This is a genomic window from Desertivirga xinjiangensis, assembly GCF_024436435.1.
GTDB classification, from domain to species: domain Bacteria; phylum Bacteroidota; class Bacteroidia; order Sphingobacteriales; family Sphingobacteriaceae; genus Desertivirga; species Desertivirga xinjiangensis.
Genome location: NZ_JAFMZP010000003.1, coordinates 711067 through 725633, shown reverse-complemented (window position 1 = coordinate 725633; position 14567 = coordinate 711067). Strand labels below are relative to the sequence as shown.

General features: G+C 41.6%; 13 protein-coding genes. All 13 read right to left on the bottom strand.

Features of this window, described 5'->3' with window-relative positions; translation table 11 throughout:
• Positions 1 to 3: 3 nt before the first annotated feature.
• A complete protein-coding gene (locus J3P37_RS11275) occupies positions 4 to 705 on the bottom strand; it encodes an SCO family protein (RefSeq protein WP_256011227.1) in 702 nt (233 codons plus the stop codon).
• A 1-nt stretch (position 706) separates the two neighbouring features.
• Entirely contained in the window at positions 707 to 1063 is a 357-nt protein-coding gene (locus tag J3P37_RS11270; protein WP_256011226.1) for a cytochrome C oxidase subunit IV family protein, read from the bottom strand.
• Positions 1064 to 1079: 16 nt separating this feature from the next.
• Entirely contained in the window at positions 1080 to 1772 is a 693-nt protein-coding gene (locus J3P37_RS11265) for a cytochrome c oxidase subunit 3 (protein ID WP_256011225.1), read from the bottom strand.
• A gap of 10 nt (positions 1773 to 1782) precedes the next feature.
• A complete protein-coding gene (locus tag J3P37_RS11260; protein WP_256011224.1) occupies positions 1783 to 2361 on the bottom strand; it encodes a cytochrome c oxidase subunit 3 in 579 nt (192 codons plus the stop codon).
• Positions 2362 to 2376: 15 nt separating this feature from the next.
• A complete protein-coding gene (cyoE, locus tag J3P37_RS11255) occupies positions 2377 to 3249 on the bottom strand; it encodes a heme o synthase (protein WP_256011223.1) in 873 nt (290 codons plus the stop codon).
• A gap of 4 nt (positions 3250 to 3253) precedes the next feature.
• On the bottom strand, positions 3254 to 4321 hold the full coding sequence (locus J3P37_RS11250) for a COX15/CtaA family protein (protein WP_256011222.1): 1068 nt from the start codon (positions 4319 to 4321) through the stop codon (positions 3254 to 3256).
• A 69-nt stretch (positions 4322 to 4390) separates the two neighbouring features.
• Positions 4391 to 6274 carry a cytochrome c oxidase subunit I gene (locus J3P37_RS11245; protein ID WP_256011221.1) on the bottom strand — a complete coding sequence of 628 codons (1884 nt, stop codon included), beginning with the start codon at positions 6272 to 6274 and terminating at the stop codon, positions 4391 to 4393.
• Between the two features lie 18 nt (positions 6275 to 6292).
• A complete protein-coding gene (locus tag J3P37_RS11240) occupies positions 6293 to 7615 on the bottom strand; it encodes a cytochrome c oxidase subunit II (RefSeq protein ID WP_256011220.1) in 1323 nt (440 codons plus the stop codon).
• Positions 7616 to 7662: 47 nt separating this feature from the next.
• Positions 7663 to 8895 carry a quinol:cytochrome C oxidoreductase gene (locus tag J3P37_RS11235; RefSeq protein ID WP_256011219.1) on the bottom strand — a complete coding sequence of 411 codons (1233 nt, stop codon included), beginning with the start codon at positions 8893 to 8895 and terminating at the stop codon, positions 7663 to 7665.
• Positions 8896 to 8912: 17 nt separating this feature from the next.
• On the bottom strand, positions 8913 to 9497 hold the full coding sequence (locus tag J3P37_RS11230; protein WP_369414070.1) for a c-type cytochrome: 585 nt from the start codon (positions 9495 to 9497) through the stop codon (positions 8913 to 8915).
• On the bottom strand, positions 9490 to 10026 hold the full coding sequence (locus J3P37_RS11225) for a DUF3341 domain-containing protein (protein ID WP_256011217.1): 537 nt from the start codon (positions 10024 to 10026) through the stop codon (positions 9490 to 9492). The genes J3P37_RS11230 and J3P37_RS11225 overlap by 8 nt, the downstream gene beginning before the upstream one ends.
• Positions 10027 to 10028: 2 nt before the next feature.
• Positions 10029 to 11492 carry an NrfD/PsrC family molybdoenzyme membrane anchor subunit gene (nrfD, locus tag J3P37_RS11220; RefSeq protein ID WP_256011215.1) on the bottom strand — a complete coding sequence of 488 codons (1464 nt, stop codon included), beginning with the start codon at positions 11490 to 11492 and terminating at the stop codon, positions 10029 to 10031.
• Between the two features lie 28 nt (positions 11493 to 11520).
• Complete coding sequence (locus J3P37_RS11215; protein ID WP_256011213.1) at positions 11521 to 14547, bottom strand: TAT-variant-translocated molybdopterin oxidoreductase; 3027 nt, start codon at positions 14545 to 14547, stop codon at positions 11521 to 11523.
• Positions 14548 to 14567: the final 20 nt, after the last annotated feature.

Sequence of the window (14567 nt, the reverse complement as noted above, 5' to 3'; positions counted from 1 at the left end):
TATTTAAATGGCAGTCACCAATCTCAATTCTTCGACTATCTGCACTTTGATCTCATCAATAAGCTTATCCACCTGCTCTTTATTAGTCGAATCGTAATACCCCCTGATCCTTTTCTTAGGGTCAAGCAGGATAAACAACGGACTGTGAACTATGTTACCTTCTGTCCTTGAATCCGCCACAGCATCAACTAAAAAATCTTTTTTTGCCAAATTAAATATCAGATCTTTCTCCCCTGTCAAAAAGCTCCATTTTTCTGCAGCAGCTTTATAGCCGTTCGCATAATTTTTTAACACTTGCGGCGAGTCGTATCCTGGATCAACCGATATTGAATAGAACTTAACCAACGGGTTTTTTTTATACGCATCAACCACCCGCGCCAATTCATTGTTCATTTGCGGGCAAACGGTTCTACACCTGCTGAAGAAAAAATTAACAACAGTTATCTGCGTGGTGTCTGCCGGCAGGCCCACACTGTCCCCATTCTGATCTACTAATTTGAAATCCCGTACATGGTGATAAATAGTATCGGGGATTTTCACACCACGTTTGGTGTGAAAGGTGGCTGCAACCTGCTTCGGACCGAAGATATCAAGTGGACGATACCTGTTCTTCCCTTTTTCGGTTAGCAAATAATATAAAAATCCTGGTACCGCAAGTACGGTTACCAGGATTAATATTTTCTTTATTGGAGATCTTTTCTTCATTTTACTTCAAATGAGTCATGTGCTCATTCAGGTAGGAACCTTCAGTCAGCAACAACACGATGAAGTAAACGATAAAGATCAGGGAAATAGTAAGACTTGTAATTAAAGCATATTTCTCAAATTTCAAGTGCATAAAATAGGCAATGATATAAAATGCCTTAACCAAAGTAAGCACTATATAAACAAAGTTCCCTATTCCCTGACTCATAAATCCTTTCGGAATAAGAACCAATGCTATAATAAACTCTATTACGGTAATACCAAGCAGGTAAAAAAACACCTGCCAGATTTTTCCTTTCGACATAGTAGCATGTTCTCCATGCCCATGTTCTGTTGTATGTGAATGCTCGTGAGCCATAATAAATCCTTAAAAATTAAACCAGATAAAAGAAGGTAAACACAAATACCCAAACAAGATCTACAAAGTGCCAGTAAAGACCTACTTTTTCAACCATAAGATATGTTCCGCGTTTTTCAAACACATTAGCTAATGTCATAAACAAAATAATAATGTTGATCAACACACCAGTGAAAACGTGAAATCCGTGGAATCCAGTGATAGTAAAGAACAAATTGGCAAACTGTAAGGCGCCTACTTGATCAATACCTTTATAAGTTTCAGGAATGCTGGCAAACCAGAAGCCTTCATGATGAAGGTGAGACCACTCCAATGCCTGGCAGCCCAGGAACATAAAACCACCTACAATAGTAGCTATCATCCAGCCTACTACTTCTTTTTTTGAATTACGGTGACCAGCTTCTACAGCAAGTACCATAGTTACCGAACTCATGATAAGAATGAAAGTCATGATACCCACAAACACAAGTGGCGCACCATGGTCAGTTATTCCGGGAATTGACTGGAAAACTTCATCAGGGTCGGGCCAGCTTAGTTTGCTGAAACGTTGTGCCCCGTAATAAATCAAAAATGCAGAGAAAGTAAACGCATCCGATAACAGGAAAAACCACATCATCAGTTTCCCATATTCTACATTTACCGGCGACGTTCCACCATCCCAGGGACCGGTTTTAACTTCGTCTAATTGCGATACAGTAGTAGTACTCATTAATATTTAGTTATTGGTTCAAAAGTAAGAAAACATATAAATAAATCCATAGTATATCCAGAAAATGCCAGAAAATAGAAGCCATCTCCATCCTGAACAAATTCCTTACCTGTGGAATATTTTTCATAATACCCCCAAGGGCAGTGATTAAAACAATGATACCGGCGAAAATGTGCAGTAAATGTGTACCGGTTATCACATAGATAAACGATTGCGAAGCATTAGGGTTTATAAAAAAAACACCGTCTGCTACAAATCCCTTCCATGCCTGTATTTGAAGAACAAAAAAGAGCACGCCCAAGAGTATGGTCAAAGCAAGGTACATTTTCTGCGCCGTAAACTTTAGCGCTTTAGCTGACTTGTAAGCCAAATGCATCGTCACACTGCTCAGTATTATGGCACAAGTGCTATACATAAACAGCTTAGGCAAGATCATTTTGATGCCACGAGACGGATCTCCGGCAGTATAAACTATGAAACCACTTGTTAAAGCGGCGAAGAGCATAAACGATGTGATCACAAACAACCACATTAAAAACTTTTTAGGTTTTAAATTCAACCTATCCTGTTCCACTGAATTTTCTAACATAACAGCCATCATAAACTATCCAATAAAATCAAACAACAACACCAACTGCACAACCGGAAGATAAAAAAATGAGCCGAACATTACTTTTTGTGCGGAAGCAATGTCGAGCTTGTTATAAAGGTTATATCCAAACCAGCAAAATACCAGACCAAGCACCAATGAAACAGCTCCAATGATCCATCCCCCAAATCCCATGATAGTAGGCAATAAACTTACCGGAATTAATACTATGGTAGATACCCAGGTAAACAAAGCACTGATCCTGTCCCTATGCGTGGTTGGTAACAACCTGAATCCTGCTTTTTTATAATCATCGTCAAGCACCCATGCAATGGCCCAAAAGTGAGGGAACTGCCATACAAACTGGATCAGGAATAAAATTACCGGGATCCAGGAGATCTTTGGGTTGTCGAAGGCAGCAAAATAACCGATCAAAGGAGGCAGAGCACCAGGAAAGGCGCCTATAAACACTGCTATTGGAGATTTTCTCTTTGCAGGCGTGTATAAAAATGCATACAGAAAAATGGAGAATACAGATAATACACCGGTCAGAAAATTAAGCCTCACCAATATAAGTGTACCTGCAATCCCCATAAATAGGCTAAGCACCAAAGCTTGCCCGGTAGTCATCCTTCCGGCCGGGATGGGGCGGTCGCTGGTTCGCTTCATCAGCTTGTCAAGGTCTTTTTCAATAATCTCATTAAAACCATTGGCAGCACCGGTCACTAAAAAGCCACCCAATGTCAATATCAGCCAATTGATCCAATTGATAGCGCCTTGTTCTTTGCTGCCTATTAAGAAGGAAACAGAAGCTGAAAAAACCACCAGAAAGGTGAGCCTAAGCTTAATAAGCTTTTTAAAATCCGATATAAAATTCCCCTCTGACACCTGGTTAAAATGATCTGGACTTGTACAATTTATTTTGCTTTAATAATAACAATAAATACACCTGGGCGCCAAATATAAGGCTTGCCAGCAAGATATGCACTGCCTGTGCAACCGGCGGCAAAGCCAGGTAAGCCAAGGTAAGGCCGGTTACTAATTGCGCCAACATCAGGAAGAACACATAAACAATAAATTTAAACTGATAACTGTTTCCGAGGTATTTCCGCCTCATCATTATCAGCAAAATTATGGCAATGATAAAAATTATAACAGACAAATTACTATGTAACAGATAGCCCAAGCCAACATTCGATACCCATTCGGAGCGGTTCAGGTGATTCATAGACGATGAGATCTCGTCGATCATTTCCCTTACCTCCGTACCAAGTGCTATCTGAATGGTGGTAAGAACCAGTGCAGCAACACTAAGTGGTTTTATATTACCAGGTGCTTTATTAGCAAGCAGCTGTCTGTCTCTCAATACTCGTGCATAGAAGTAGGTATAAATACTTATAGCCAGGATACCAAGAGCAAGCAACATATGAACGGTTACTATCCATGCAACCAGGTTGGATGATACAACGATCGAACCCAGCCAGGCTTGAAAGCCAACAAGAAACAGGTTAAGTAAGCTTAGGAAAAATATCCTCTTCTTCGACTTCAGGTAGGTAACCGATAAAAACGCACAGGCTAAAAGAAACAAACCTGTAAGAGCACCTATTAACCTGTTAATATATTCCGTCCAGGTCTTAGAAGCGTTGAACGACTCTGGTTCGAGTACGCTTTTGTCGTGTCTCAGGCGATCGGCAAGATCGGAAAAACCAAAAAAGTCCAGTGATTTCGCAAAGCGCTGATTCTTTTTAACCCTCTGTGCTACGTACTTATCCTTGTAATCAGCAGGCAGCTCCGAAACATGAGTTGGAGGCACCAAGCGGTCAAAACATTTCGGCCAATCCGGACAACCCATTCCTGAACCGGTACTTCGCACTACTCCTCCCGCCAGGATCAAAACAAAAAGAGCAATTATCGTCAAATAATTGATTAATAAAAATCTCCTCTCGCTTGATCTATACATATCGCTGTATAAAATTGGGGTATCTATAAGTCAGAAACTTATGAGCAGATACCCCATTTTCATTATATCTTAAACCTTCTCGGCTTCGTTTTTCCTGTTCCACTCTAACTGAATACGTTCAGCTTCCGGATTGCCCTCAAAGTCATGTGGCAAATTAGAACTCATCGTTTCAGAGAAAGGAGTAGTTTGAGGAATAAAGTCAGTTTCGTGGCCTGGCTTACTGTAATCATAAGGCCAACGGTAAACCGTTGGAATTTCGCCCGGCCAGTTACCATGTAAACGCTCTACAGGAGTAGTCCATTCCAGTGTATTAGACTCCCATGGATTCTGAGTTGCTTTTTTCCCGTTAAAAATAGAATTGAAGAAATTCCAAAGGAAAGCAACCTGCCCCAGAGCAGCAATAATAGCAGCCCATGAAACAAATGTATTTACAGTTAACCATTCTTTCATGAATTCAAATTCGGTGAAAGCATAGTAACGGCGAGGAACACCATCAAGACCCATGAAGTGCATCGGGAAGAATACAAGATACGCACCGATGAAAGTCAACCAGAAATGCAGATAACCTAATTTCTCGTCCATCAATCTGCCGAACATCTTAGGGAACCAGTGATACACACCGCAAAGCATTCCACAGATCGCAGCAGAACCCATTACCAGGTGGAAGTGAGCTACCACAAAATAAGTATCGTGAAGGTTAATATCCAATGCAGCGTTACCAAGGAAAATACCGGTCAAACCACCTGAAATAAAGAATGACACCAATCCGATAGCAAACATCATTGCCGGAGTGAAGCGGATATTACCACGCCAGATTGTAGCAAGCCAGTTAAATGACTTCACCGCAGAAGGCACCGCAATGATCAGGGTAGTGATCATAAACACCCCTCCTAAGAACGGATTCATGCCAGTAACAAACATGTGGTGTCCCCAAACAATGAAGGAAAGGACAGTAATACCAATTAGGGAGTAAACCATCGCATGGTATCCGAAGATCGGCTTACGTGAATTGGTAGCCATTACTTCTGACGCAATACCCATCGCAGGCATGATCACGATATATACCTCAGGGTGTCCAAGGAACCAGAACAAGTGCTGAAACAAGATTGGGCTACCACCTTGCTGTGGCATGATCTGTCCTTGTATTACAAGATCAGACAGATAAAAACTTGTTCCAAAGCTACGGTCAAATATCAATAATACCACACCGGCAACGAGAACAGGGAAAGAAAGCACCCCTAAGATGGCCGTTAAGAACAATGCCCAGATAGTTAAAGGCATCTTCCACATATCCATTCCTTTAGTACGCATATTCAATATAGTACTGATATAGTTCAAAGCTCCCATCAATGAAGAGGCAATGAAAAACACCATACTGATCAACCATAAGGTCATACCTGTACCCGAACCGGGTATTGCCTGAGGAACAGCAGAAAGCGGAGGATAGATGGTCCATCCCGCACTCGCCGGACCACTCTGAACAAAGAAAGAGGCCATCATGATCACACAAGCGGTTAAAAAGAACCAGTATGATAACATGTTAAGGAAAGGCGAAGCCATATCACGTGCTCCCAGCTGCAACGGAATTAAAAGGTTACTGAAAGTACCGCTTAGTCCGGCAGTTAGCACGAAGAATACCATGATGGTACCGTGAATAGTTACTAAAGCCAGATAGAAATCAGGTTTAATACGACCACCTTCAGCCCATTTACCTAGAAATGTTTCTAATAAAGGGAAGCTCTGATCAGGCCAACCTAATTGTATACGGAAAATAATGGAAAGCATCATTCCGATAACACCCATTATAATACCGGTGATAAGGAACTGCTTGGCAATCATTTTATGATCCTGACTAAAAACGTATTTTGTCAGAAACGTCTCATGATGATGTCCGTGGTCATCATGACCATGCCCAGAATGCTCTAAAGTATGATGAATAGCTGTGCTTGACATATCGCTCTATCTGTAATTCTAATTGTTAATAGCTAAATTATTGTTTACAGGCGCTTTTTGTGCATCAGCTGACTGTAACTCTTTTTTCATATCGTCATTGAAGAATAATGATTGTTTTGCAATCCACTCTTCGTATTCTTTCTCACTAACCACCTTAACAGTATATTGCATGTTATAGTGTCCCGTACCGCAAATTTTAGCGCATAACAACGTATAATTGAAGTTAGGCTCAGCCAGGCGCTCACGCATCTCTGCTGTGGTCACTTTCGGAGTAAACTGGAAGTAAGTAGCCATACCCGGAACAGCGTTCATCTGAACCCTGAACTGAGGCATATAAAAACTGTGAAGGATATCTTTAGAGTTAATGGTAACTCTCACAGGCCTTCCAACAGGTAATACTACTTCAGAGCCTAATTTATCATCCCAGCTCTTTTGATCTGTAAAATCAATACCTAATGAGTTGGTTGGAGTTGTAAGTTTATAATTACGTACACCCAATTTATTGTCAGCACCAGCGTAACGTACATTCCATTTAAACTGCTCACCTGTCACTTCCAAACTAAGCGCATTGTTTCTTTCGTCCTCCGGTGGATTGGTAATGCTTCTCCAGGTAAAGAATCCGAACACTACCAGCGCAGTAAGAACCAAGGCCGGAATGATTGTCCATAATCTCTCAATAGCATTATTATGAGGATAGTAGTAAGCTTTGCGTTTATCAGAACCAGAATATTTAAAGGCGAACCCGAATAACAGGATCTGCGTTAAAACAAAAACGACAGTAGTGATAGCAATGGTGATATACATCATCATATCAATACGTTCTCCATGTTCAGATGCAGACTCAGTAGTTACAACATATCCCCAATAATCATATGACCAGTAAGAACCGTACAAGCCAACTACAAGGAACACCATGAATAAAACCGCCTGAACATAGTTCCAGTTAATTCCACCCTTTTTTCCCTGCACTTCGCGGCTTAGTTCATAAACCTTAAGTACCTTACCAATGATACCAATGAATATACAAAGTAGTACAAACAGCAATAAATAATAATAAGCCGATTTATAAACCGCTGAGCGGTCAACGGTTTCATCAGCCGCAGCCAGAGTGCTTGGATCCTCGGCCGGAACGTCGGTTGAAACAGTTACGGATGAAGTTGTTTCTCCTATCGAACCCGATGAAGCAGCAGCGCTCTGTGCAGTATCTGTAGCGGCAACATCTGCCTGAGCATTAGTAACTGCCGGATCTTGCTGAGCAGATACAGGGAAACTTACTGCCATCATACAAATTACCAGCAGTGATAAGAGAATCCTGATCTTCAAAAATTTGTTAAACCCCATGTTTTTATCTACAAATATGTAATTAGTAAATCTTTCTTTTTTTTCCACTATATATGGTGATGTAAGCTTTCGTCTAAGAAAGGGTGATTTTTGGCAACCAAAGGCTTTTGAGCAAGCTTACTTAACATCAGGAATGTAAATAATCCAGCGAATCCTAAGGCAATTCCTATTTCCGTTATTCCAAAAGTCCGGTGTGATTCAACGGTACCAGGCATAACCATCATATAGTAATCAAGCCAATGACCACATAATAAGAAGATACAAACGAAAGTCATCACACTCATCTGGCGCTTTGAATCCCTGGTCATCAAGATCAGCACAGGGGCCAAAAAGTTCATAATGATATTCAGCCAGAACCATGGTTTGTATTCAGGCTCCCATCTTAAATAGAAATAAACGGTTTCCTCGGGCATGTTAGCATACCAGATCAAAAGGAACTGTGCAAACCAGACATAGGTCCAGAAAATAGAGAAAGCGAAGATAAACTTACCAAGATCATGCAGGTGGTTAGAATTAACCCAGCTTAAATAACCGGCTTTCTTTAAAAGAATTACAGTTAAAGTAATGGCGCATAGACCACTTACCCACATTGCAGCAAAGTTATACCAGCCAAACATGGTTGAGAACCAGTGTGCCTCTAAAGACATGATCGTATCAAACGACCAGATCGGAGTGGTAAAACCGAAGATCACTAAAAAGATCGCAGAGATCTTAAAGCTTTTGTGGTAGTTGCTTAGTCCTCCAACAGTATCTTCGTTGTAAGAATATTTCGCAAGTAATAAGGCGAAAATACTGTATACACCTAAAAAGATGATCTGACGTCCGATAAAGAAAGGCGCATTAAGGAATGACGCTTTTTGAGCAATAAGATAGTCATAATTTGGATGACCTTCCTGCGCAATCCCTTCCTGGTTCCAGTGATGATACAGATTATGTGAATACAAACCAGCAATAATAATGACGATCAAAACTACTGAGGCGATTGGTAAAACCCTGGCAAAAGCCTGAGGAATACGTAGAAGTCCTGCAGACCATCCCGCCTGAGCAACAAACTGAAGCGCTAAAAAGAACGCACCGGCTGCACAAACGCAGGTAAAATAGTAACCCATTAATAACAGGTTAGCAAATGTACGTTCCGCATGATGCTCTGAGTGATCGAATAAAAATCCGTAAGCAATTGCAACAACGCCAATGATGATAGCAATTAAACTCCAGGTTTTTGCTTTACCTGTAAATTCAAATTGTTGGTTAAAATTATGTGTATGATTGTGAGTTCCCATTTGGCTAATACAATTAACTATTGAATTTTTTGCAATTCATGAACGTACATTACTATTTTCCATCTTTCATCAGGAGAAAGCTGACTGCGGTGAGGCCCCATCAGGTTCAAACCGTAAGTAATTGTATGGAAAATTTTCCCATCAGTAAGATCCTTCATGGCTCCTCCCCTGGACGAATTACCAGTTGAGTATGATGGCGGCGGAGGGAATTTTTCCTGCTTAACAATCTCTCCGTCTCCTTTACCCTGAGGACCATGGCAGTGACCGCACATATGCAGATACAATGTCTTCCCCTGTTCAAGATTTGAAATATCGCGTACTAATGGATTCTTCATTCCCGCACTAGCCGCAAGATATCCTTCAATGGTGTTTGGATACTCTTCATGCTTGTCATATCCTATAGGCGTGGTATTAGCCGGAGGAAGCTGTGCCGTCTGGCCGTTCGCAAAGTTTTTATTAGGAGTATCGTAATTAGGCGCGATCGGATCGTACATGTTACGTGCAAACTCTAAACCCGGAGTTTGCTTACCCCCGCAGGAAGAAATAACAGCCGACGCCGCAACTGCTACAAAGGCAACACCTAATATCCTGAGCTTATTCATAACTAACATATTTCCTTTCGTTGTGCAATATTTCAATAGCACCTGCTTCATTTAATAAACTATTAATTTTGTCGGGATACGGATTTGTCTTAGCATCTATAGCTATCACAAAACGGTCGTTAGTAGCCCGAAGATCCATCACCCGCGGCGCCCGGCCCGGAAAAAAGTGGTTTGCATAAAAAAATGTAAACATCATTCCGTACGAAGCAAATAGAATGGTAAGCTCAAAGCACACCGGAACAAAGTCTGGCATAGCAAAGGGTGGTTTACCACCTATATTCATCGGCCAGTCGTAAACCAGCATATAATAAATCATAGAGAATCCCAGCAAAAGCCCTGTAGTACCGAAGCAGAATGCCGCTATCGGTAAACGGGAACGCTTTATCCCCAATTTATCCTCTATACCGTGTATTGGCATTGGAGTATAAACATCATAAATCTTGATATTATTTTCCTGTAACTTTTCAATCCCATGCATCATGACATCAGGATCTTCAAAATGACCTAAAATATATTTTGTGTTGCTCATTGTTAAACTTTTAGGTAATCTACACTATCAAATTTTTCTAAAGACTCCTGATAAAGCTCTGCCTGCTCAGGCTTGATCTTACCATCGCGGATCTGTTTCTGCTTAACCTGATCACTCGAAGTTTTTAAGATCAATTTCACCTCTGCCATAGCAATAGCAGGAAGCACACGCAGGAACAACAGGAACAAGGTAAAGAATACACCGATCGAGCCAACGAATAAAGTAACATCTATCAATGACGGATAGAACATTACCCAGCTTGATGGCAAATAATCACGGTGTAATGAGGTTACGATGATCACGAAACGTTCAAACCACATACCTATATTCACTACGATAGATAGTAACCAGGAAGCCCAAATGCTGGTACGGATCTTTTTAAACCAGAATAACTGCGGAGAGATCACGTTACAGGTCATCATACTCCAGTATGCCCACCAGTAAGGACCGCTTACACGGTTTAAGAAAGCATATTGTTCGTATTCAACCCCCGAATACCAGGCAATGAAAAGCTCTGTTAAATAAGCCACACCCACGATAGATCCGGTAACGATGATGATCTTGTTCATCGATTCGATGTGGAACATCGTGATGTAGTTTTCAAAATTCATCACCTTCCGGGCAATCAGTAACAGTGTTTGCACCATGGCAAAACCTGAGAAGATCGCACCTGCAACGAAATATGGAGGGAAGATAGTAGTGTGCCATCCCGGCTCTAAAGACGTTGCAAAGTCGAAGGATACGATAGTGTGTACCGAAAGTACCAGTGGAGTGGAAACACCAGCCAGGATAAGTGATACAGACTCAAAGCGCTGCCAGTTTTTAACTGATCCCGCCCATCCGAAAGATAAAATGGAATATATCCGGCGGCGAAGACCTGTAGCCCTGTCGCGGATAGTAGCGATATCCGGTAATAAACCAGTATACCAGAATACTAAAGATACAGAGAAATAGGTCGAAATTGCGAATACGTCCCAGATAAGCGGAGAGTTAAAGTTCACCCAAAGTGAACCAAACTGGTTTGGAAGCGGGAACACCATATACGCCAGCCATGGACGGCCCATGTGAGCGATGATATAAGTCGCCGCACAAATTACCGCGAAGATGGTCATCGCCTCTGCTGAACGGTTAATGGAGTTACGCCAGTTCTGACGGAAAAGTAATAATACCGCCGAGATCAGGGTTCCGGCGTGACCGATACCTACCCACCATACGAAACCTGTAATATCCCAGGCCCATCCTACTGTTTTATTTAAACCCCAGGTACCTAAACCTACATAAAATGTGTAGCTGATAGATACAACCCAAACCAGCGCAAAGAATACTGCAACACTAAAGCCGATCCACCAGGCTTTGTTGGGTTTATTTTCTACAGGAACCAGGATATCTTCGGTGATCTTTGAATAGGTTATATTCTCACCGGTGATTAGTGGTTCCCTTAATATTGATTCGTTATGACCTGCCATAATCTTTATAAATCTTACTTTGATTTAATTAAGCTTCTACTGAATTTCTAACTTTTGTTTGATAACCAACACCTGGTTTGGTATTAATCTCCTCTAATACATAGTACGTGCGCTCATTACCTAAAGCTTTACGAACTGCTGAATCAGGATCATTAGCATCACCAAATATAATTGCATTAGTAGGGCAGGTTTGCTGACAAGCAGTTTGGATTTCCAAATCGCGTAACGGGCGTTTTTCAATCTTAGCCTGCAGCCTTCCAGCTTGAATACGTTGCAGACACATAGTACATTTTTCCATAACTCCACGGAAACGTGTAGTAACATCAGGATTAAGTACTAATTGTGTAAACTCGTTATTCATATAATTATCGAAACGGGAATCGTTCCAATAGTTGAACCAGTTGAAGCGACGAACTTTATATGGACAGTTGTTAGCGCAGTAACGTGTACCAACGCAACGGTTGTAAGCCATATGGTTCAAGCCATCAGACGAGTGCATGGTTGCGATAACCGGACAAACCGTTTCGCAAGGAGCGTGATCGCAATGCTGACAAAGCATCGGCTGATTTACCACGGTTACGTTTTCAAAATCGCCTTCCAGGTCCTCGATCTCTTTCTCTTCAGTTACGGATTTTCCACCTTCCTGTATGCTGTAATAACGGTCGATACGTAACCAGTGCATTTCACGGCGACGACGAACTTCATCACGACCAACAACCGGGATGTTGTTCTCTACATTACAGGCAACCACACAAGCGCCACAACCGGTACAAGCGTTAAGGTCGATAGCCATTACCCAGCTATGTCCTATTTGCTTATGCTCTGGCCATAGATCGTAATCTTTATGCCCACCGTGTTTTCCAGAACCTGCATGATGATCGTTCACATATTCCTTGAAGGTTGTTTCCCGAATGATATTCCTGCCTTCAAATGAATGGTGTGTCTGAGTTTGAGCAAGCTCATATTTACCGCTACCTCTTTCAATAGTAGCTGAAGTAACTCTCTGGAATGTTCCGTTGACAAGAGTTACAAAAGGATAAGCATTCTTACCGACTTCATTACCAGCATTTCCTACTTTTAACCGTCCGTAACCTAAAGCAATGGATATTGTTCCTTTTGCTTGTCCTGGCTGATAAAGAGCCGGTAACTCAATCTGTCTGTCGCCTGATTTTACCAGTACATTGTCGAATTCAGATATTCCTAACTCTTCAGCGTATTTAGGGTTAATGGCAACATAGTTGTCCCATGTTACTTTAGAAACCGGATCAGGCAATTCCTGTAACCAGGCGTTGTTTGCATATTTACCGTCGCGGATAGCAACAGACTCATATAAGCTCAATTGAACCGCACCTTTACCCTCCTTCACAAGAGCCTTGCTTGCGTTTACAATAGTTTGCGCAGCCCCGGCAGCATTACCTGCAAAACTTGCAGATCCCGCAGCAGCTACAGCTGTAGAGGACACCACACCTTTTTGTAACAAAGCCTTCCAGGTTAAGCCTGCCTGAGGAAGAATATTTTTCTCCCAGTTATTCTTAAGGTACTGATAGTAATTCTTAACCGGATTGTCAGACCATACCAATAAGCTTTGCTCAGCCTGGCGAGTGTTATATACCGGATTGATGGTAGGTTGTACTATGGTATAGTAACCACCAATTGGATTTGAATCGTTCCAGGTTTCAAGATAGTTAGGAACCGGAGCAATTACATTACATAGAGATGCTGTTTCGTCAGCACGATCAGAGAACGATACCCTTAATTTAGCTTTGTTCAATGCTTCTGCAAATTGCTGAGAATTTGCAACGCTATAAACAGGGTTTGAATTAAGGAAGAACACCGCATCCACTTCACCTGCACTTAACTCCTTAACGAATGCAACAAAGTCAGCATCGTTTCCAGTGTATTGATAAGATGGATTAGTAAGATCGATAGTAGTTCCATAACTTCCTAAAAGGGAGTTGATAGCATTAACTACAGTTTGAACCGCTACATCGTTCGATCCACTTACTACAAGCGCTCTGCCTTTAGCAGCCGCCAATTCCTTTGCAGCAATAGCGATACCTTTCTCTGCAGCAGGACTGCTTAATTTCTGCGCAGGAACGCTTCCACCAAGAGCGGCATAAAGATTTAACAATGCCAGATTCTCTTCTGAAGGCTTAACAGCAATCCGGGCATCCGCATTAGTACCTGTTAAGCTCATTCCTGATTCAACCTGGATATGACGTGACATCTTTTTGTCTTTTAAAGATGCCATGTTCCTTTTAGTCACGTACTGACGGTTGAACTCTAAAGGAGAGATCCAGGTACCAAGGAAATCAGCGCCGAAACTTACAATCACATCAGCTTTATCAAACTGATAGTGTGGCACAACCGCAGAACCGAAACTAGCCTGATTTGCCTGGATGATGCCGCTGTAAGATACCGCATCAACCTGAACATGTTTAGCGTTAGGATACTTAGCAATAAATTCAGCGATCACCCCTTTTGCAGAGGGGCTGTTTATTGTTGATGAAACTATTCTTATTTTTTTGCCTGATGCTTGTGCCTTAGCTAATTCGCCACGCACAAAAGCATCAACCTTTTCCCATGTTGCATTTTCATCACCATTGAGAACTGGCTTCTTTAATTTAGATACATCGTAAAGATCAAGAATTGAAGCCTGACCAACAGCGTCTAAGCGACCGCCGCTTAATAAACAGGCAGGATTACCTTCAATTTTAATCGGACGGCCTTCTCTTGTCTTTACAAGAACGCCATATCCGTTATAACTTGATGCATAGTAGTTTGCTACACCAGGAGTAACCTCTTCAGGTTTAACAAGATAAGGAATTGATTTTTGTACCGGAGCTGTTTGGCAGGCTGCTAAAGATACTGCACCAACACCAAAACCAAGCGCTTTCAAGAAGTCGCGTCGCGGAGTAACTGTTTTTAAGCCAGCCTCGCTCAACACTTCCTCAATTGGTAATGACTCTGAGAATTCGCCTTTATTACTTTCTACAAACTCAGGAGTTTTTTGCAGCTCTTCTATACCTTTCCAGTATTTTTTATTGCTTTCCATTTAAGCTATATAAACTGTAT

Coding starts and splice junctions, on each gene's coding strand:
- J3P37_RS11215 (WP_256011213.1), bottom strand. CDS start 14,547: ATGGAAAGCAATAAAAAATACTGGAAAGGTATAGAAGAGCTGCAAAAA.
- J3P37_RS11275 (WP_256011227.1), bottom strand. CDS start 705: ATGAAGAAAAGATCTCCAATAAAGAAAATATTAATCCTGGTAACCGTA.
- J3P37_RS11250 (WP_256011222.1), bottom strand. CDS start 4,321: ATGTATAGATCAAGCGAGAGGAGATTTTTATTAATCAATTATTTGACG.
- J3P37_RS11235 (WP_256011219.1), bottom strand. CDS start 8,895: ATGGGAACTCACAATCATACACATAATTTTAACCAACAATTTGAATTT.
- J3P37_RS11270 (WP_256011226.1), bottom strand. CDS start 1,063: ATGGCTCACGAGCATTCACATACAACAGAACATGGGCATGGAGAACAT.
- J3P37_RS11260 (WP_256011224.1), bottom strand. CDS start 2,361: ATGTTAGAAAATTCAGTGGAACAGGATAGGTTGAATTTAAAACCTAAA.
- J3P37_RS11245 (WP_256011221.1), bottom strand. CDS start 6,274: ATGTCAAGCACAGCTATTCATCATACTTTAGAGCATTCTGGGCATGGT.
- J3P37_RS11265 (WP_256011225.1), bottom strand. CDS start 1,772: ATGAGTACTACTACTGTATCGCAATTAGACGAAGTTAAAACCGGTCCC.
- J3P37_RS11230 (WP_369414070.1), bottom strand. CDS start 9,497: ATGAATAAGCTCAGGATATTAGGTGTTGCCTTTGTAGCAGTTGCGGCG.
- nrfD (WP_256011215.1), bottom strand. CDS start 11,492: ATGGCAGGTCATAACGAATCAATATTAAGGGAACCACTAATCACCGGT.
- J3P37_RS11240 (WP_256011220.1), bottom strand. CDS start 7,615: ATGGGGTTTAACAAATTTTTGAAGATCAGGATTCTCTTATCACTGCTG.
- J3P37_RS11225 (WP_256011217.1), bottom strand. CDS start 10,026: ATGAGCAACACAAAATATATTTTAGGTCATTTTGAAGATCCTGATGTC.